The organism is Brenneria alni, from assembly GCF_003666245.1.
GTDB lineage: Bacteria > Pseudomonadota > Gammaproteobacteria > Enterobacterales > Enterobacteriaceae > Brenneria > Brenneria alni.
On sequence record NZ_MJLZ01000030.1, the window covers coordinates 32,632 to 52,061 of the forward strand.

Consider the following 19,430-nt stretch of genomic DNA (forward strand, 5'->3'; position numbering starts at 1 on the left):
CTATGGAACTGGAACACTATTTCAGGGATGAACTGACTTATCTGCGCCTGCAAGGACGCCGATTTGCACAGGCTCACCCGGAGCTGACCCGATTTTTGTCGGAACAGACGACAGATCCCGACGTTGAACGGCTTCTGGAAGGATTCGCCTTTCTTACCGGCAGCTTGCGGGCGAAAATCGAGGATGAATTCCCCGAACTGACGCATGGCCTGCTGAACATGCTGTGGCCAAATTATCTGCGCCCGGTTCCCAGCATGACGATTATGCAGTTTTCGGTGATGCCGGGGGCGATTGCGCAGCCTGCTTTTGTCGGTCGAGGGTGCCAACTCGACAGCAAACCGATCGATGACGTGGTGTGCCATTTTCAGACCTGTCACGATATCTGGATCTACCCTGCGGATATCCGGAACATCAACGTGCAAAGCGGTAACGATCTCTCGGCGATCACGCTGGATATCGCTTTGCATGGCCCTCTGCCGTTTAATGAACTGCAACTGGATAAGCTGCGATTTTACCTGGGCGGCGACGCTTACACCGCCTATGAACTTTATTTCTGGCTGTCCAGCAAGCTGTCGTACATTGAACTGGAAATTGACGGCAAGCGTTTCCGGCAAGACGCCGGCGCGTTGAAGACCGTCGGTTTTGCCAGAGAAGATGCGCTGCTGCCTTATCCGGGCAATGTTTATTCCGGGTATCGTATTCTGCAAGAGTTTTTCTGTTTTCCTGAGAGTTTCCTCTTTTACACGCTTTCCGGCGCGAACTGGCCGAACCAGCCGCTACAGGTGACGGACTTCAAGTTGCACTTCTGTTTCGATCGTCCTTTGCCGCCGGAACTGAAAATTCGTCCCGATTCGTTCATGTTGAACTGCGTACCGGCAATCAACCTGTTCCAGCATGAAAGCGAACCTATCGATCTCAATGGCCGCCAGACCGAGTATCCGTTGAAAGCCAGTTACCGCTACGCGGATAGCTATGAAATCTTTTCCGTGGACAAGGTGGAAGGGTGGATTGAAAACCCTGCGGGCCGTTCGCGCGGCACGTCCCGCGTTTATCAGCCATTTGAGAGTTTTCAGCATCAGATCGAGCGCGTCAAAGGGCGTCTGGCGCTCTATTACCGCATTCGGGTGCGCGAATCGGTTGGCGAGGATGGCTTTGAACATGCTCTGTCGTTTGTGCGCGGCGACGAAACAGAAGTCATCGGGCTGGGTGAATCCATTTCCGTGACGCTGACCTGCACCAACCGGGACAAGGCGTCCCGGCTTCTGGTCGGCGCCATCAGCGAACCGGCGGGCAATTCACCCTCTTTCGCCACATTTCGTAACCTGATCCGCCCCACGCGGCCGCTGCGTCCCACGCTGGACGGCAGTCTGCATTGGACGCTGATTTCCAACCTGTCGTTGAACTATGTGTCGTTGCTGCGGCGCGACGCGTTGGTGCAGGTGTTGCGCACCTACGATTTTCCGACGCTGTATGACAAACAGGCGGAGCAGGCCTCACGCAAGCGCCTGGCCGGTATTGAATCGATTGAAACGGAACCGGTCGATCGGTTGGTGCGGGGAATGCCGGTGCGCGGGCTTAAGTCGGTGTTGTCGATCCGCCAGTCTGCATTTTCCAGCGAAGGCGAGCTTTATCTGTTCAGCACCGTTCTGGCTCATTTTCTTTCCCTCTATGCCAGCGTGAATGCTTTTCACCTGCTGGAAGTGCTCAACCTTGATAACAAGGAGCGTTACCGATGGCCGGTACAGATAGGTCAGCACTCCATGATGTGATGGCTGGCGACGGGGTTTCACGCTTCACGTTTTTTCAACTGGTTGAGCTGCTTCAACGGTTGGAAAAGGTGGATCAGGAACGGGATCTGGACTTTAGGCCGGAATTTGAACGGATTTATTTCAAGGCGACGGCGTCTCTGGGGTTCCACAGCAGCGATATCGTGGGAATAGCCGAGGATGAAGAGGGACGGCACCAACTGGAGGTGGCGTTCCTCGGATTGCATGGCAGTCAGTCGCCGATGCCCGGTTATTACCTGGATGAACTGGCCTGGGAGTATGCGCAGCAAGAGCCGCGGTTGGGGCTGTTTCTCGACTTTTTCCACCACCGGCTGCTCACCTTGTTGCATCGGGTGTGGCGCAAGTATCGCTATCACGTGCGTTTCCAGAACGACGGTACGGATGGTTTTTCGCGCCTGATGTTTGCGCTGGTGGGGCTGGGTAACGACGCGGTGCGCGAAAGCCTGCCGGTCAACCGCGCCAAGATGCTTTCTTACGCCGGGATGATAGCCAGTCCCAGCCGGTCGCCGGAGGTGGTGGCCGGTTTGGTGGCGCACTGTTTTGATCTGGACAGCGTCGAGGTAATGGTCTGGCAGGAGCGCCAGGTATCGATTTGCGAGCAGCAGCAGAACCGGCTGGATCGCGTCAACATCACGCTTGGCGATAATTTTGTGATTGGAGACAAGGTCGACGACTGCGCCGGAAAATTTTTGCTCAGGATAGGTAATCTGAGCTTCTCGCAGTTCCTCAAATTTTTGCCCAACGGGGAGCATTTCGCGTCGCTGGTGCGTTTTGTGTCTTTCATTCTGCGCGATCAACTGGCGTGGGATTTGCGTCTGGGTTTTGGCGACGATGAAGCGAAGGGCATTTGTCTTGGCGACCAGCAGAACGCCTGTTTGGGATGGAGCAGTTTTCTGGGGCAGCCGCCGGGCGATCCCTATGTGACGATTTGCGTACAGGAGTGATTGTGAACGGATTTAATCAGCAACTTTCACTGTTGGTGCTCAACAGTGAGCAGTTGGAAGGCAATTCTCAGGTTCAGTATCAGTTTGGTCAAGACGGCGGGACGCTGGGAGCATCGAACGAGGACAGTTGGCGGCTCAAGGATCGGCTGGGCGCGGTGTCACCGGCTCATGCCCGTATCGAGTGGTTGGACGGGCGCTTTTGTCTGTGCGATGTCAGCGGACAGACGTTCATCAACGGTTCGACCTCGCCGATAGGCCCGATGCGCAAAGTGTTTCTGCAACAAGGGGATGAGCTGATCGTCGGGCCTTTCCGCATTGGCGTTCATCTGGGGCCGGTTCGTGTAGAGCCGGAACTCGATCAGATCCTGGGCAACCGTCAGGAAAATGACATTGATGACTGGTTTGACCGGGAGAAAAAACCGGTGCGGGATAACGCCGCGCCGCCTGACATGTACAACGACCCGCTCTGGGTTTTGCAGCAGGAACGGCAGAGCATCGCCGGTCTGGTTAATCAGGAACCGGACACCGCCGCATCTCCTCTTTCTCAGGCTTCATCTCTCTCCGCTAGCGAGGACGCAATGGATCAAAAATTTATCGAATTACCCACCATTCAGGGAGGCGTTCCGGCATTGAACGACTACACGGACGGGGGTACGGCGCTGTCGGCATTGATGCGCGGGCTGGGCCGACATATCCAGACGCCAGATACTCAGCAGGCGGACGCCATGCTGGAAGAGATGGGCAAAACAGTGCGGGCGTTAGTTGAAGGGTTGCTGACGTTGCAGCAAGAGCAGGCGGCGCTGGCGGATAAGCACCTGCGCCCGATTGAGGATAACCCGCTGCGTCTGGGGCTGGATTATGACGAGACGCTGGCGCTGTTGTTTGCCGAAGGCAAAAGTCCGGTTCATCTCTCTGCGCCAGCGGCGGTGGCGGAAGTGCTGCGCAACGTCCGCATTCATCATATTGCCAACCAGCAGGCCATTGGCGTGGCGCTGGAGAGCATTTTACAGGCATTTTCCCCTGACGTATTGCTGGAGCGCTTCGGCCATTATCGCAGAAGCGGGGAGGCGACTCAGGCGGACGATAGCTGGGTGTGGTCCATGTATCAGCACTATTTCCGTGAGCTGACCTCGATACGCCAGCAAGGATTCCAGAAACTGTTCCAGCAGGTTTATTCCCAGGCCTATGACCGCGCTGTGCGTGAACGGCAGGGGCAAAGATAATGCGGCATCGTGGTTTCTTCTGGCTGCCGTTTTTGTTACTGACGTTGGCGCTGTCGGGCTGTAGCACTCTGGGCAAAATGGCGGACGTAGCGATGAATCCCGACATCCAGGTCGGCAGCCATGATGATCAGCCGTCCACCGTCGGCTTCAGTCTGGTGGCGGAGCCTGACGTCAATCCGAATGAGAGCGGCGAGGCGGCGCCGGTAGAGTTTCAGATAGTGATGCTGGCGGAAGACTCCAAACTACTGGCGGCCGATTACGATCAGGTCACGGCTGATATTGAAAAGGCGCTGGGCAAGAATTATCTCGATCACCAGGATTACACGCTGCTGCCGGGGCAATTCAAATATCTGAAACCCGTCAAACTGGATGAGAAAACTCATTATATCGGCGTCATCGCCCGTTATGCAGATCCTGATAGCGCCGAATGGCGCAAGGTCATCAAAGTCAAAAACACAGGACGTTCCTACCAGATTCTGGTGCATCTGCGTCTGGATGAAGTCGAACTGCAACGAGAAGAAGAATAAATATGTCAATTCGCAACCGGGTTATCTGGCGTGAAGGCCTTTTTATCAAACCGCAGCATTTTCAGCAGCAGCAACGGCATGTTGACTATACGCTCCATGCCCGCCTCAGCGCCATCAGCGACTATTACTATGGTTTGCAGTCGCTGGCGATTAACGAAGAGTATCTCAATTTTGGCCGCATCGCGCTGGTGAGCGCGGCTGGTGTGATGCCGGATGGCACTGTATTCAATATTCCCAACGATGACGCGCTGCCGCAACCACTGGAGATTACCGATGCCTCCGTCACCAATCAGAAGGTGTATCTGGCTATCCCACTGGCGGTCAGCGGCGTCAACGAAGTGAGCCGCCCGGAGCAGCATGTGGCGGCCCGCTTGCAGGCGCACCGCCACGACGTGCGGGATTTGCACAGCGAAAAAGGGGATGTGGCCTCGCTGGAGGTGGGGTGCGTCAGTCTGCGTCTGATGCTCGAGCGGGAAGATCGCAGTGCGTATGCGTCGCTGGCGATCGCCAATATTTTGGATAAACGGCCTGATGGCGGCCTGACGCTCGATCCCGGATTTATGCCATGCAGTATTAGCATAACGGCCATTCCTGCGCTGAAACGCTTTCTGGGAGAGTCAGCCGGACTGGTGGCCGAGCGCGCCCGCAGTCTGGCCCAGCGTATCGCCGCTCCCGGCCAGCAGGGCGTGGCGGACGTCGCCGAGTTCATGATGCTGCAACTGCTCAATCGGGCGCAGCCGCAGCTCTCTCATCTGGCTCGGCTGGGCACGTTGCACCCTGAGCGGCTGCATGAGTCGCTGGTGCAACTGTGCGGCGAACTGATGACGTTTACCGATGAGTCGCGCCTGCCGCCGGAGTTTCCCGCCTACTACCATGACGATCAGAAGACCAGTTTCGAGCCGGTGATGCTGGCATTGCGCCAGGCGTTGAGCACAGTGCTGTCGCCGCGCGCCGTCTCCATCCAACTGCGTAAGCAACAGTACGGCGTGATGATGGCGGTCGTCGGCGACAGCGAATTGATGACCGGCGCCGAGTTCGTTCTGGCGGTGCGGGCGCGTATGCCGCAGGAGCAACTGCGCAAGCAACTGTTGCAGCAGACTAAAGTGGCGTCCAGCGAGAAGATCCGCGAACTGATCAGCCTGCAACTGCCCGGCGTGCCGCTGATCCCGCTGCCGGTGGCGCCGCGCCAGCTTCCCTACCATGCAGGTTACAGCTACTTCCAGTTGGATAAACAAAGTCCGGCATGGCAGATGCTGGTGATGGGCAACACGCTTGCTTTCCACATCGCCGGCGAATTCCCCGAACTTGACATGCAGCTCTGGGCTATCCGCGGCCAGTGAACCGGAGAGGAATGACGATGACCGACGTAATCAAACATGAGCGACTGGGCGATATGCTGTATGAAAACGCCAGACAGATGAACATGGACTCCGACTACTGGTTCCGTATGCGGGGGCAGAGTATTAATCCGATGGTGGATGCGGTAACGCCGCTATTCGGCATGGTCGAACGGGTGCGGCAGATGACCGCCTACGATCGTGTGCCTGAACTTTATCAATCCGTGGTGGCGGAAATTCAGGCCATCGAACAGGAACTGACGTCGCAGGGCTATGAACACGGCGTCATTCTCTCGTTCCGCTACATCCTCTGCACGTTCATCGACGAAGCGGTGATGGGGCGCGAATGGGGCAGCCAGAGCGTCTGGTCGGAGCATTCCCTGCTGGCGCGTTTCCATAACGAAACCTGGGGCGGAGAGAAAGTGTTCGCCTTGCTGGAAAGGTTGCAGGATGACCCGACGCGTTACCGCGATATTCTCGAATTTATTTATCTCTGTTTGTGTCTGGGGTTTGAAGGGCGTTATCGCGTCATGCCGCAGGGCCACGGCGAGTTTGCCGCCATTGTGCGCAAACTCCATCAGACGCTGCGCCCCGAACCGGTAACGCGGCCTGTGGTGTTTCATCTGAACCTGGGGCAGCAGGCTTCCCGCTATCGTCTGCACAGGCAGCTTTCGTTACGCACGCTGTTCCTCGGCATATGCGTTGCGCTGGCTGCGGTGTTCGGCCTCTATCACCATCAGCTCGGCAACCAGACTCAGGATGTGCTGCGTCAGTTGGGTGAACTATTGCAATAAGGGAGTATTCATTGTGATCCGAATTGAACTGCCCGTTCTTGTTGAACGCCTCAATCCCCTCTGTCGCCATATGCTTGAGGAAGCGGCGGCGCTTTGCGTCAATCATCAGGGTGCGGAAATCCGCGTTGAGCACCTGTTGCTGAAAGCAATTGAAACGCCGTTAAGCGATGTCCGTGCGATCCTGAAACGCGCCGAGGTGGATACGGATGAACTAAAAACGCTGTTGCAGCCTGCGGGCGCGGACAAGAGCGACGTCGCCGGGTATCCCGCTTTCTCGCCGCTGCTGGTGGAGTGGTTGCAGGATAGTTGGTTGTTGGCGTCCGCCGAACTACGCCAAACGGTGCTGCGCAGCGGCGTATTGCTGCTGGTATTGCTGATGACGCCGCATCGTTATCTGTCCGGCGCGGCGACGCGCCTGCTGGCGCAAGTCAACTGCGAGCTGTTGCGTCAGCAGTTTGACGAATGGGTGAAAGATTCCGCCGAAACGGAGACGGTGAAATCCAGCGGCAACGATGCGACAACGCCGTTGCCTACGGATGCAACGCTGCTGGGGCGTTTCACTCAGAACGTGACTGAACAGGCCCGGCAGGGAAGCCTTGATCCGGTGCTGTGCCGCGACGAAGAGATTGATCTGATGATCGACATCCTGTCCCGGCGCCGTAAAAACAACCCCATTATCGTGGGCGAGGCCGGGGTAGGCAAAAGCGCGCTGATCGAAGGACTGGCGCTGCGTATCATCGCCGGTCAGGTGCCGGAAAAGCTGCGCGACGTGGAACTGTTATCGCTGGATTTGGGAGCGATGCAGGCTGGCGCGTCAATAAAAGGCGAGTTTGAAAAGCGTTTTAAAGGCGTGATGCAGGAGGTCAAAGCGTCTCCCCGGCCAGTCATTCTTTTCATCGACGAAGCGCATACGCTGATCGGGGCAGGAAACCAGGCAGGCGGGTTGGATGTCTCCAACCTGATCAAACCCGCACTGGCGCGGGGCGAACTGCGCACCGTCGCGGCGACCACCTGGAGCGAATATAAAAAATATGTGGAAAAAGACGCCGCGCTGTCACGCCGTTTCCAACTGGTGAAAGTCGGCGAACCCAATATAGATGAGGCCACCGTCATTCTGCGCGGCCTGCGGGCGATTTACGAACAAGCCCACGGCGTGTTGATTGATGAAGAAGCGCTACACGCCGCCGCGCAGTTGTCCGCCCGCTATATTTCGGGACGGCAACTGCCGGACAAGGCGATCGACGTGCTGGATACCGCCTGCGCACGGGTAGCGATCGGCCTGACTACACCGCCGCGTGCGGTCAGCCATTTACAAAACAGCCTGCGTCAGCAGGCGCTGGAAATCGGCCAACTTGAGCGCCAGAGCCGGATTGGGCTGGGGGATAACGCACAACGGCTGGCGGAACTTGAGGCTGAACGGCAACAAGCGCAGGTCGAATTGGCGAACATTGAGGATCGTTGGCGGCGGCAGAGTGAACAGGTGAAACAGATAGTGGCGTTGCGTGCGCTGCTGCTGGCCGATGACGCGCCGGAGGCGCTGGAGTTCGACGGCGAAGCCATGACGCCGCAGGCGGCGTCGGCGCGTCTTGCTGCGCTGGAAAGCGAGCTGGCCGAGACACAACGGGAATCGGCGCTGGTATCGGCACACGTCGATAAAACGCAAGTCGCGGCGGTGATCGCCGAGTGGACGGGCGTGCCGCTGAACCGCATCTCGCAAAGCGAACTGGAGGTGGTGACGCGCCTGCCGGATTATCTGGGGGAAACGATTAAAGGGCAGGAACTGGCCGTCAGCCAGTTGCATAAGCATTTGCTGACCGCACGGGCGGATCTGCGGCGCGCTGGACGGCCACTGGGCGCGTTCCTGCTGGTGGGGCCGAGCGGCGTGGGGAAAACGGAAACTGTGTTGCAAATTGCTGATCTGTTGTTCGGCGGGCGTCACTATCTCACTACCATCAACATGTCCGAATATCAGGAAAAGCACACCGTTTCGCGCCTCATCGGTTCGCCGCCGGGTTATGTCGGTTTCGGCGAAGGCGGCATTCTGACGGAAGCTATTCGTCAGAAGCCTTATTCGGTGGTGCTGCTGGATGAAGTGGAGAAAGCGCATCCCGATGTGCTGAACCTGTTCTATCAGGCCTTTGACAAAGGCGAACTGGCCGATGGAGAAGGGCGTCTCATCGATTGTAAGAACGTGGTCTTTTTCCTGACCTCCAATCTCGGCTTTCAGACCATCGTCGGCCATGCCGAACGTCAGGACGGCCTGCTGGATGCGCTCTATCCTGAATTGGCCGCATTCTTCAAGCCGGCGCTGCTGGCGCGTATGGAAGTGATCCCCTACCTGCCGCTGTCTCATGCCACGCTTGTCGACATCGTGCAGGGCAAACTGTCCCGGCTGTCCGTGCTGTTGCAGACGCGCTTTAACGCCAGCGTGTTGATTGACGCCGAGGTGGCGGAAGAAATTCTGCGTCGGGCCAATCGCAGCGAAAACGGCGCTCGTATGCTGGAGTCGGTGATCGACGGTGCGCTGTTGCCGCCGGTGTCGCTGCAACTATTGCAACGCGTCTCCGCAGGCGAAGCAGTGAGCACTATTCGTTTTCGCGTCGTCGACGGTCAGTTTGTTTCAGAGGTGGGGGGCTGACCATGCGGGGTGCCCTCGATATCGCCCTTTCGCTGACTCAGGCGCGTGATGAAGCGTCGCTGACGCGCTGGTTGCTTACCGCGTTGCAACTGCACTGGCGGCCACAAGGTGTGTTGCTTGGCATGGTGGATGTCAGTGGCCGTTATCTGGAGTGTCAGGGCTGGATGGGGAAGAGTGCGGTGTCGTTGACGCTGGAAACCAATGATTTCAGCCATCCGCTGGCGCATGTGCTGCTCAAAGATAATGTCTGCGTCTGGGATACGTTGTACGGCGGCGCCCGCATTGAGCATCAGCGATTTCGGCGGCTGTTGAACGATGTCGGATCGCAGTGCGGGCTGTATGCCTTGCCGGTAAAAGAGGATGAGGACAGACCCTGGGGCATTGTTGCCCTGTTTGACAGCGGCGAGGCACTAAGGCAATGGCAGGAGAAAGATGATGTTTCCCTGCTGACGCAAGTCTTCGTCCGGCAGTTGCGACTGCTGCGCGCTTTGGGTGACAGCCAACGCGAGTGCAGTGCGCTGAAAACGTCTTTACGTACTATCGCTGGTGAAAATGAGCAGCGACGCCGACAGGAAAAGGTGCTGGAAGAGAAGATGATCGGCCAATCCACTGCAATACGGCAATTGTACCGGCAGGTTTCTCAGGCGGCGGCGCATCGCTTATCGGTGCTGATTCAGGGGGAAACCGGTTCCGGCAAGGATGTGGTCGCCCGGCTGTTGCATCAATGCTCCAGCCGGGAGGCGCAACCTTTTGTCGCCATCAACTGCGCGGCGATCCCGGAAAACCTGATTGAGAGCGAACTGTTCGGCTACCGGAAGGGCGCATTTTCCGGCGCTCAGAGCGATAAAACCGGGCTGGTGGCGCAGGCTAATGGCGGCACGTTGTTTCTGGATGAGGTCGGCGATATGCCGCTGACGATGCAGGCCAAATTGCTGCGGGTGCTGGAAACCCGTAGTTTTAGGCCGCTGGGCGGAGAAAAAGAGCGGCATTCCGATTTCCGCCTGATTGCCGCCACCCATCAGCCGTTGGAACAGCTCGTCAATGAAGGGCGTTTCCGCCAGGATTTGTATCACCGGTTGTGCCAGTGTTTGCTGCTGGTGCCGCCGCTGCGTGAACGTCCGGATGACATCGGGCTGCTGTGCGAACACTTCATATCCCATTTTGCCCGGCAGGAGGGAAAGCAGTTCGGCGGCTTGACGCGCACCTTTCTGAAACAACTACTGGGCTACGATTTTCCGGGCAACGTGCGCGAACTCAGAAACCTCCTTGAAGTTGCCTGTGCGCAGACGCCCGATGGTCAGCCTGTCGGCCTTGATGCCCTGCCGCCGGAGCTTCGTGAGCGTCTGAGCGGCAGTCCGATGCTATCCGCAGACGACTACAACCATATCTGTGACTTGCGTCTGGCGATCCAGCAATACGAGGCGGCGGTCATCGCCGCCAAAATGCGCTATTTCCAGGGGAACCGGGAACGGGTGGCTGAAAGCCTCAATATTCCCAGACGTACCTTGAACCATAAATGCCAGAAATTGGAGGTCGGCTAATGAGTTTTTTGGCGTTACTACCGCTGTTGGCTCCGGTTTCCGTACAGCCCGCTTCCGGCTGGGAGGCGCTGTTGCGGCAGTGCCGGGAAGAAACGCAGCAGGAAATGCGTCTGGCGTGTTATGACGCGATAGGCCGCAATCTGGAGAGTATCGCCGTTGCGCCGGACACGGATGAAAAAGCGTTCCAACTGAGTGAGGATCACGCCGCAGGCAATCTGACGTTGACCCGAACCGTCGCGCCGGACACCGTTTTGACCGTCGCCTGCGTCAACGAGATCACCCATCTGCGCCTGCGACTGGCGCAACCCTGGCAGGGAGAGCGGGTGGTGGCCCGTATTGACGGGATTCCGACGTCAGGCAACTGGTTTATCCGCGAACAGGGGCGATTGCTTGAATTTGGCCGGGGATTGCCAGCCATCGAAGAACTGAAACGCTGGATGGGACAGCGGGAACTGGTGCTGTCGGAAGAGAGCGGGCGATCGCTGCGTATTGACCTGTCCGGCCTGAACGACGCGGTAAAACCGCTGCGTCAACGCTGCAGGTGGTAGGAGACGATATGGAGAATTCCCATCCCTGGTGCCGGCGGCTGCTGGCGGATTTGCCGGATGAGGCGACGCGTGGCGCGGTGCCTGCCGACGATCCGCAGTGGGAGTACGTGGAGACCGAACTGGTCAAGCTGGGTTCTCTGGCGCATAGCCAGGTCAACCTTAATGACGTGGCCGAGCGCTGCCTGACGTTGCTGGAAAACAAGACGAAAGACATGCGTGTATTGGCGCAGATGTTGCGCTGTCTGCAACATCCTGCCAGACCCGCGCCTTTCGCCACCGCATTGATGCTACTCGAAAGCTGGGTGGCGGCATATTGGGAACTGGCCTGGCCAGCCAGCGCGCAGCAGAAGCGACGCTTGATGAATCAGGTAGTCAAACGGTTTGAAAGCGCGTTTCCGCGTCTGGGCGAACGGGCATCCGGCGCGGAGCTGGCGCAACTGCTGCAACTGACGGAAGGCCTTGCGCAGTGCTGGCAGAGCGTGGCGCCGGATAACGGCGAACTGCTTGACGGCCTGTTCTCTGAATTGCGCCGGGCGCAGCGTCAACAGCAGGAAAAGACGCAGGTTAATGAAACGCGGCAAGCGCCACAGAAAACCCGCGCCGATACGCGATCGGCTGCGGCTGTTGGCGAATGCGATACGGTTGAGATAGACGGCTCGAACGAACGGGCCTGGCGGCAAACCTTGCTCAAGGTGGCGGAACTGCTGGTAGAACAGCAGCCGGAGGCGGCGGTGGGATATCGCCTGCGCAGACACGCCGTCTGGAGCGGGATCTCTTCGCCGCCGATAGCGGGAAAAGGCAATAAAACGCAGCTTGCGCCGGTGCCCGCCGATATGGTCAACGACTATCAGGCCGCGTTGCCGCAGGCCGATCCGGCGTTGTGGCGCCGGGTTGAACAGAGCCTGACGCTGGCGCCCTATTGGTTTGACGGGCACCGGCTGTCCGCACAGGCGGCGATCCGGTTGGGCCATCCGGCTCTCGCCGTGGCGATAGCCGAAGAGCTTTCCGCTTTCCTGCAACGTTTTCCGGTACTGCGGGATCTCGCTTTCAGCGACGGCACGCCGTTTTATCCCGCCGACTGCGACGAATGGCTGCGGTCGGCGCAGCCCGCCGCCAGCCCGCCCACCGGGCAGACTGATCCGGCGGGCGAAGTGAAAGCGTGCCGGGCGGAAAAGGGGCTGGATGCCGCGCTGGCGCTGCTGGATGAACGTATGCAGCAGCAAAAGGAGCCGCGCGGGCGTTTTTACACCCAACTGGCGCTGGCGGATTTTCTGGCTGCTGAAGGCATGAAAACGCTGGCGGGGCAGCACTATCACGGCTTGTGGCAGGAAGCGCAACGATTAGGGTTGGCACAGTGGGAACCCGGTCTGGTGAGCCGTCTTGATCGCCATGCCGCTTCCTGGTCGAAACAGGACATTCGGAGTTGAACAGGTACGTATGCTGAAAACAATAATGACTTTTCTGCGGCAACAATTGCCGAAACTTAAACCATCCTGGCTGTTGGTCGGCATCGTGATATGGATAGCGATCCTGATCCTGGTCTGGTGGCTGGGGCCACGCCTGCCGGTCGGCGAGTACCGTCCGCTGGAGGCGGTATGGGCGCGCGTCATTTTTACTCTATTGTGGCTGTGGCTGGCCTTTGGTATCAGCGCATGGCGCGTCTGGCGCCGTATGCGGCAGTTGAAGGCGGAGCGTGAAGAAAAGCAGCTTCGAAGAGAAGATCCACTGCGGGAATTTGTCGACGGCCAGCAGAAATTCCTCGATTGCTGGCTGGAGACGCTGCGCACGCATCTGGGGGCGGGCATCCTGTACGCCATGCCGTGGTATCTGATGATCGGCCTGCCGGGAAGCGGTAAAAGCAGTCTGGTACATCGCGCCAACACGGCGAATAAATTGAATGTGCGCCTGAGCGCCGAACTGCGCGACCACGCGGCGAGACAACAGATTGATTGCTGGGTGGGGGAAAATGCGGTGATTCTGGACCCCGACGGTCAGCTATTGACGCAGCCTGCGTCGGAGCGGGAGGTGAAAGGGAACAAGCACGAGCGCCTTTGGCGGCATCTGTTGGGCTGGCTGGCGGAGAACCGCAAGCGCCAGCCCCTGAACGGCATTATCCTGACGCTGGATCTGGCGTGGCTGTCACATGCCGCCGCCGCCGATCGCAAAGCCTATGCGCAACTGGTTCGCGTTCGGCTGCTGAATGTCGTCTCTTCGCTGAATACCCGGCTGCCGTTCTACATCGTGCTGACCAAGCTCGATATGTTGCACGGCTTTGATGTGTTCTACCGCCAACTGGATAAGGAAACCCGGCAATCGCTGCTTGGCGTGACGTTCAGCCTGCCGGCGGGTTCAGACAACGGCTGGCGTGAGGAGCTGGACAAATTCTGGGATGAATGGGTAGGACACCTTAACGACAACCTGTCCGACAAGATGCTGTCGCAGACGGCGCAAGCGCAGCGCAGCGAACTGTTCACGTTCGTGCGCCAGTTGGCTGGTCTGAAAGACTATGTCGCCGAGATCCTGACGGAAGCCATCACGCAGGAAGAACGCAAGACCTTGCTGGTGCGCGGCGTTTACGCCAGTTCGGTCTATCAGCAGGGGGTGCCGATTGACGCATTCGCCCAGGCTGCCTCACAGCGCTATCAACTGCCTGAGCCGGTGTATCCGGCGCTGTGCGGCGAATCGAATGCCTTTTTCGTTCAATCGTTGTTCAGCAACGTGATTTTTCCCGAAGCGCATCTGGCGGGAGAGAATCGCCTGCACAATCTTTATCGCCGCCGTCGTATCGCCATCGGCATGAGCGGCATGATGCTGGCCAGCGTCGCGCTGGTGGCGGGCTGGCATCACTATTACCGGGCTAACGAGGACGCCGGTCGCAATGTGCTCAATAAAGCACAGGCGTTTATCGCCGCCAATGACGTGGAAGAAAAACAGGGGTTCGGCGTCGGCCAACTGCCGCGTCTGAATCTGATCCGCGAGGCGACGCTGTCGTTCGGCAATTACCGTGAGAAAACATCGCCGCTGGCGGATCTGGGGTTGTATCAGGGAGACCGGATTGGCCCTTACGTCGAAGGCACTTACCTGCAACTGTTGCAGCTACGCTTCCTTCCGGCGGTCATGCAAGGGTTGCAAGATGATTTGCGGGACGCGCCGCCCTCCAGCGAGAAGAAGCTCTCCATCCTGCGCGTGATGCGTATGATCGACGATGCTTCCGGCCGCAACAAGGCGCTGGTGGAACAGTTTATGGCGCAGCGCTGGCAGCAGGCGTTTCCCGGTCAGGGCGAGGTACAGGAACAGCTCATGCGGCATCTGGAATATGCGCTGGAACATACCGACTGGCATACGGCGCGTCAGCGTAAAGAACCCGCCGCAGTGGCTGCGTTCCTTCCCTTTGCCGAACCTATCAGCGCGGCGCAGCGTGAATTGAGCAAGCTGCCGCTGTTCCAGCGGGTATATCAGAGTCTGGTGATGCGGGCCAACGATATGCTGCCGCCGGATCTGACCATCCGCGATGAGGTCGGGCCGACGTTTGATGCGGTTTTCACCCTGCGCAGCGAGGCGGCGGGCTTCGTGCCGCGTTTCCTCACCTGGCCTGGATTCAGCGAATATTTCGTGCGGCAGGACAAGACCTTGTTTGATCTCACCGCACTGGACGCCTGGGTGCTTGGGCTGCGTGAGCGGGTGCATCTGAGCGAGGAGGATCGTAAAGAGATTCAGCGCCAGGTCAACGATCGTTACATCACCGATTACGTCAACCAGTGGCAGAAACTGCTGGCCAGCATCGACGTGCAGCCAATGGCCTCGCCGGAGCAGGCGCTGGATATGCTGACCGCCGTTACCGGCAACGACCAGCCTTTCCAGCGGGTTATCAGCGCGCTGGGCGACAATACCCGAGTGCGTAAATTGTCGGATGACGGCGGCGATCCGGCGCAAATCATCAACGGCAGGATCGCCAGGCCGTTTATTCCGTTGCACGACACGTTGAACGGACGGGGCGACAAGGCGGCGCTGATTCAGGAAGTGAATCAGAAGCTGACCGACCTTTACCACTATCTGGAACAGATAGTCAATGCGGTCGAACCGGGGCAAGCCGCGCTGAAAGCGGTACAGGCGCGCCAGTCCAATGCGTTTGCCGACCCGGTTTTCGCGTTGCAGCAATATGCCCGTAGTCTGCCTGCGCCGCTGGATCGCTGGGTGGGGCAGATTGCGGAGCAGACGTCCCGTCTGACGGTGGATCTCGCCATGTCTTCTCTGAACCAGGAGTGGATTGACAAGGTGGTAACGCCGTTCAATCAGCAACTGGCGCAGCGCTATCCTTTCGATCCCACCTCTGACAAAGACGCGCCCCTGTCGGAAATGGAACGCTTCTTTGCGCCTGGCGGTACGCTGGACGGCTTCTATCAGGCCAACCTGAAACCGATGGTGGAAGCGGGGCTGATGGCGAGCGAATCGGGTTCCGCCATGCAGACGGAATTGCTGCGACAGTTTGAACAGGCGGAGCGTATTCGTAACGCGTTGTTTAACGCGCAGGGAAATCTGGAGATGCATTTCGTGCTGGAGCCGATAGAACTGACAGCCAATAAACGGCGCAGCGTGCTGAATCTGGACGGACAACTGCTGGAATATGCGCACGGAAGACGTCAGAAGATCCCGCTGGTGTGGCCCAACGCCATGCGCGACGGCGCGGAAAGTAAAATCACGCTGGTGCCGGACAACCGGGAGCGCTCGCCGCGCAGTCTGGGGTTCAGGGGCGCATGGGCGATGTTCCGGTTAATGGATGCGGCGGCGCTGACCCAGACCAACGCCAGTTCGTTCGACATGCGCTTCCCGGTTGATGGCGGCGCTATGACGTATCGCGTGTATACCGACGAGAGCCACAACCCTTTCGCCAACGGCTTGTTCAGTCAGTTCCGCCTGCCTGAATCACTGTATTAATCTGAGAGGGGCCGTCCGCCTGCCGCTGGCGGTCAGCCCCTTTCTCTGAGGGATAAAGAACCATGCAAGATGCGCAACAGGCCCTGAAGGTGGGCCGTGACCCCAGAATGCTGCCTGAGTATGAAAGGCTGCGCGCCGAAATCAATAAACTGAGCCATGCTTCACGCCCGGAAGTGGACTGGGAACTGGTGCATCGAATGGCCTGCATCATCTTTGAAAAGCAGGGTGTTGATTTACAGACGGCGGTGTATTTCGTGCTGGCGCGCGCCCGTCTTCAGGGATTGGGCGGTTTCACGGAAGGGTGTGAGTTTCTTGCCAATCTGATCGTGACCCAGTGGGATAATTTCTGGCCGCCGGTGCATCAGGAACGAGCGAGAACGGAAATGCTGGATTGGTTCATCGCCAGGATCAGCGAGGTTATCAGGCAGTACACCATCAGCCATGAAGATAAACGCCTGATTTATCGTTGCGAACGTGCGTTGCAGCTACTCAGTGAAAAACTGCACAACGTGGGACTAAGCCGCATCCCCCGTGTGGAGAATCTGACGCATTTCATTGAAGGCTACACCCATCTGTTTGACGAATCGGAAATTGTCATCGTTTCGGACGAACAGGAATTGAGCAAACAGGATATGCAGATCCCGCCGATGGTGTTTTTCAAGTCGGATATGGACGGCGACGCGCCGGGTGCGCCGCACGCCCTGCCCCAAGGCAGCATTCTGGTGGGGAAGGAGAAAGGACAGTTGAAACCAACGGTGCTGAAAATAGAAGCGCACCGCAAGCAACGCCCTGCCTGGTTCTGGTTTGTCTGCGGCCTGCTTTCCTGCGCGCTGCCCGTCGCGGCGGTCAGCGGCTGGAATCACTGGCGGACGCAGGAACTGAGCGGCAGGAATGAGGCGGTCGCACTGTTGAATAAACCGGTTGACACGCTGCCCGCGGCGCTCAGTTTCGACGAGTTGCGTAAGGTGCGTATCGGACTGGGGGAACAAACCCTGCGGGAAATGGAGAGCGACGTCATCGCCCGTTATCAGGCGCAACTCTATCGCGTGCAGCAGGCGTCGCCGACCTACTTTTACCAATACGGCGACGATCTGAAAAATTCGCTCCGTATGCTCTACCCCGATTCACTGGCGGTGAAGGCGATGGATGCGCAATGGCAGACGGCGTTGAGTGCGCAACAAGGGGAAAAACGCGGCGAGGCGGCGTATCTCTCCGCCCGCAATGGCGTGAACGACCTGCTGGAACAGCTGCTTGAATTGGAGCGCCAGCGCAAAACCGTCACTATTTCTTACTTGAAATCACAGCTTTATGAGATCCAGAAAAGCATGGCCGTCGATCAGCCGTTCGGTGTGCGTCTCAGCGCACTGGAAGCCCGTAAGGCGGCCCAGGGGACAGTCGGGCTGCATGAACTCAACGGCATGATCGACGAGCTGAGATCTCTCAATGCTCGCCTGTACCAATTACAGCGAACCAATGCGGGCAACTGAGCGGGCGCCAGACAGACTATCGCCGTTTTGCCGGCAGGCAATGACGGGTTCAATAACCGGTAAAAAACGATGAAGCAACGAACGCTATTTTTGATGTTGTCACTCAGTTGGCTGACGTCATGCGCAACACCCGTCTCTTCTTTGTCCGAGCAGGCATTGGCCGATGCCGCCGTGCAGGGAAAAGGTGAAGCACAGTATGAACTGGCCCGGCGTCTGGCGGCAAAATCCGACTACCCGCAGGCAATGCGCTGGATGCAGCAGGCGGCGGAACAGGACGGTGCGCTGTCTGCGACAAGAACGCGCCGTGCGGAGGCGGCATTGCAGGTGGCGGACTGGTATCAGGCCGGGCTGGGAGAACCCAGGAATGAACAACTGGCCTGGACGTGGTGGCAGCGGGCATCCCGCTTAGGCAGCGGCGATGCGGGTTACCGGCTGGGCACTGCCTGCCAGCAGCAGCACGGCGGCAAACTGGTCGCCGAGTGTATCGACGGGTTCGAGGCCGCGGCGGAAAACGGCCATACCAATGCGCAACTGGTGCTGGCGCAATGGTATTCCTCTCACGGCGCGGATAAGGATGCCGTCCGCTGGCTGGAACGGGCGGCGGATCAGGGTAATGCCGATGCGCAATATCAACTGGCCCGGCGTTATGAACAGGGCAAAGGCGGGGTGGTCAGACGCGATATCGCCGAACGTCTCTATTATCAGGCGGCGCAGCGTGGGCAACCGCAGGCGCAGTTCTGGCTGGCTGAACACGCGCAGGGGAAAGACGCGCTCTATTGGTATCAGAAAGCCGCTCAAGGCGGTGAACCGGACGCCCAGCTCTGGCTGGCGCAGGCCTATCTACAGGGAACCGGTGTTCCGCATGATGAACAAACCGGGCTGGCTTGGCTGGCGCGTGCGGCTGCTGGCGGCTCTCATGAAGCGGAATACCGGCTCAGTACGCTGCAAACGAACGAAGCCCAGCAGGAGCATTATCTGATGCTGGCGGCTGCGGGAGGCTATAGCAAGGCGCAGCGGGAACTGGCGGAGCGTTATCACCGTCGCGGCCAGTATCAGGAAGCAAGAGAAACCTATGGCGCGGCGGCGCGGCAGGGATCTCCCTCAGCGCAACTGGCCTATGGCGAGATGTTGCGCCTCGGTCAAGGTGGAAAAGAGGACTACGCCGAAGCCTTCAAACAATACCGGCTGGCAGCCAGTGTCGGCAATCGCATGGCGCAATATCGCATGGGCACGATGCGTCAGGAAGGGTTGGGCGCGTCACGCAACCGAATTCATGCTTACGCCTGGTTTTCGCTGGCGGCGACGGAAGGCATGAACGATGCGATAAATGCGCGCAACGATCTGGAAAGCGGTATGCGGCCGGAAGAGATCAAGGCCGCACAAAAACTGGCGCTGCACTGGGAAAAGAAAATAAGTGCGGCGGAGCGTATTGAGGAATAAACAGATTCGTTCGTCAATATGGACGCGCAATTAATAGGCAATTTGTTTTTTGTCACTGAATTGTCATGTAAATAACTAAAATTTTCAGAACAAGTGCGCATTTGGGGCAACTTCTTGCCCGGCTTTTAGCATAAAACACTTTTCGGGCAATGTTTGCAAACGATCTGGGAAGTCTGGGCAATTTTTTGCCTGAATTTGACTTAAGGAAAATTTGACTTAGGTATTTTTG

13 protein-coding genes are annotated in these 19,430 nt (G+C 58.3%); all 13 read left to right on the plus strand.

The window, feature by feature from the left end; all coding sequences use genetic code 11:
* Nucleotides 1-2 precede the first annotated feature (2 nt).
* The 13 genes from tssF (at nucleotide 3) to BIY29_RS13510 (ending at nucleotide 19,201) form a co-directional block, all read left to right on the plus strand.
* Nucleotides 3-1,769: a type VI secretion system baseplate subunit TssF gene (gene tssF / locus BIY29_RS13450; protein WP_121575622.1), complete on the plus strand. Its 1,767-nt coding sequence runs from the start codon at nucleotides 3-5 to the stop codon at nucleotides 1,767-1,769.
* Complete coding sequence (tssG, locus tag BIY29_RS13455; RefSeq protein WP_121575623.1) at nucleotides 1,733-2,731, plus strand: type VI secretion system baseplate subunit TssG; 999 nt, start codon at nucleotides 1,733-1,735, stop codon at nucleotides 2,729-2,731. The genes tssF and tssG overlap by 37 nt, the downstream gene beginning before the upstream one ends.
* Nucleotides 2,668-3,954: a type VI secretion system-associated FHA domain protein TagH gene (tagH, locus tag BIY29_RS13460; RefSeq protein ID WP_170158941.1), complete on the plus strand. Its 1,287-nt coding sequence runs from the start codon at nucleotides 2,668-2,670 to the stop codon at nucleotides 3,952-3,954. Before tssG ends, tagH begins: the two co-directional genes overlap by 64 nt.
* Nucleotides 3,954-4,481 carry a type VI secretion system lipoprotein TssJ gene (gene tssJ / locus BIY29_RS13465; protein WP_121575625.1) on the plus strand — a complete coding sequence of 176 codons (528 nt, stop codon included), beginning with the start codon at nucleotides 3,954-3,956 and terminating at the stop codon, nucleotides 4,479-4,481. The genes tagH and tssJ overlap by 1 nt, the downstream gene beginning before the upstream one ends.
* Nucleotides 4,482-4,483: 2 nt before the next feature.
* A complete protein-coding gene (gene tssK, locus BIY29_RS13470; protein ID WP_121575626.1) occupies nucleotides 4,484-5,821 on the plus strand; it encodes a type VI secretion system baseplate subunit TssK in 1,338 nt (445 codons plus the stop codon).
* Between the two features lie 17 nt (nucleotides 5,822-5,838).
* The gene (gene icmH / locus BIY29_RS13475; protein ID WP_205680344.1) at nucleotides 5,839-6,612 is read left to right on the plus strand and encodes a type IVB secretion system protein IcmH/DotU; all 774 of its coding nucleotides are present in this window, start codon (nucleotides 5,839-5,841) and stop codon (nucleotides 6,610-6,612) included.
* A 13-nt stretch (nucleotides 6,613-6,625) separates the two neighbouring features.
* On the plus strand, nucleotides 6,626-9,250 hold the full coding sequence (gene tssH, locus BIY29_RS13480) for a type VI secretion system ATPase TssH (protein WP_121575627.1): 2,625 nt from the start codon (nucleotides 6,626-6,628) through the stop codon (nucleotides 9,248-9,250).
* Nucleotides 9,251-9,252: 2 nt separating this feature from the next.
* Nucleotides 9,253-10,791, plus strand: a complete 1,539-nt coding sequence (locus tag BIY29_RS13485) for a sigma-54 interaction domain-containing protein (RefSeq protein WP_121575628.1) — start codon at nucleotides 9,253-9,255, stop codon at nucleotides 10,789-10,791.
* Nucleotides 10,791-11,339, plus strand: coding sequence for a type VI secretion system-associated protein VasI (vasI, locus tag BIY29_RS13490; protein WP_121575629.1), 549 nt, complete (start codon nucleotides 10,791-10,793; stop codon nucleotides 11,337-11,339). The genes BIY29_RS13485 and vasI overlap by 1 nt, the downstream gene beginning before the upstream one ends.
* Nucleotides 11,340-11,347: 8 nt before the next feature.
* The gene (gene tssA, locus BIY29_RS13495; RefSeq protein WP_121575630.1) at nucleotides 11,348-12,766 is read left to right on the plus strand and encodes a type VI secretion system protein TssA; all 1,419 of its coding nucleotides are present in this window, start codon (nucleotides 11,348-11,350) and stop codon (nucleotides 12,764-12,766) included.
* Between the two features lie 10 nt (nucleotides 12,767-12,776).
* Nucleotides 12,777-16,274 (plus strand): type VI secretion system membrane subunit TssM, encoded by a 3,498-nt coding sequence (gene tssM, locus BIY29_RS13500; RefSeq protein WP_121575631.1) that lies wholly within the window; start codon nucleotides 12,777-12,779, stop codon nucleotides 16,272-16,274.
* 62 nt (nucleotides 16,275-16,336) lie between these two features.
* Nucleotides 16,337-17,761, plus strand: coding sequence for a VasL domain-containing protein (locus BIY29_RS13505; RefSeq protein ID WP_121575632.1), 1,425 nt, complete (start codon nucleotides 16,337-16,339; stop codon nucleotides 17,759-17,761).
* Nucleotides 17,762-17,830: 69 nt separating this feature from the next.
* Entirely contained in the window at nucleotides 17,831-19,201 is a 1,371-nt protein-coding gene (locus tag BIY29_RS13510) for a tetratricopeptide repeat protein (RefSeq protein WP_121575633.1), read from the plus strand.
* The last annotated feature ends 229 nt before the right edge of the window (nucleotides 19,202-19,430 follow it).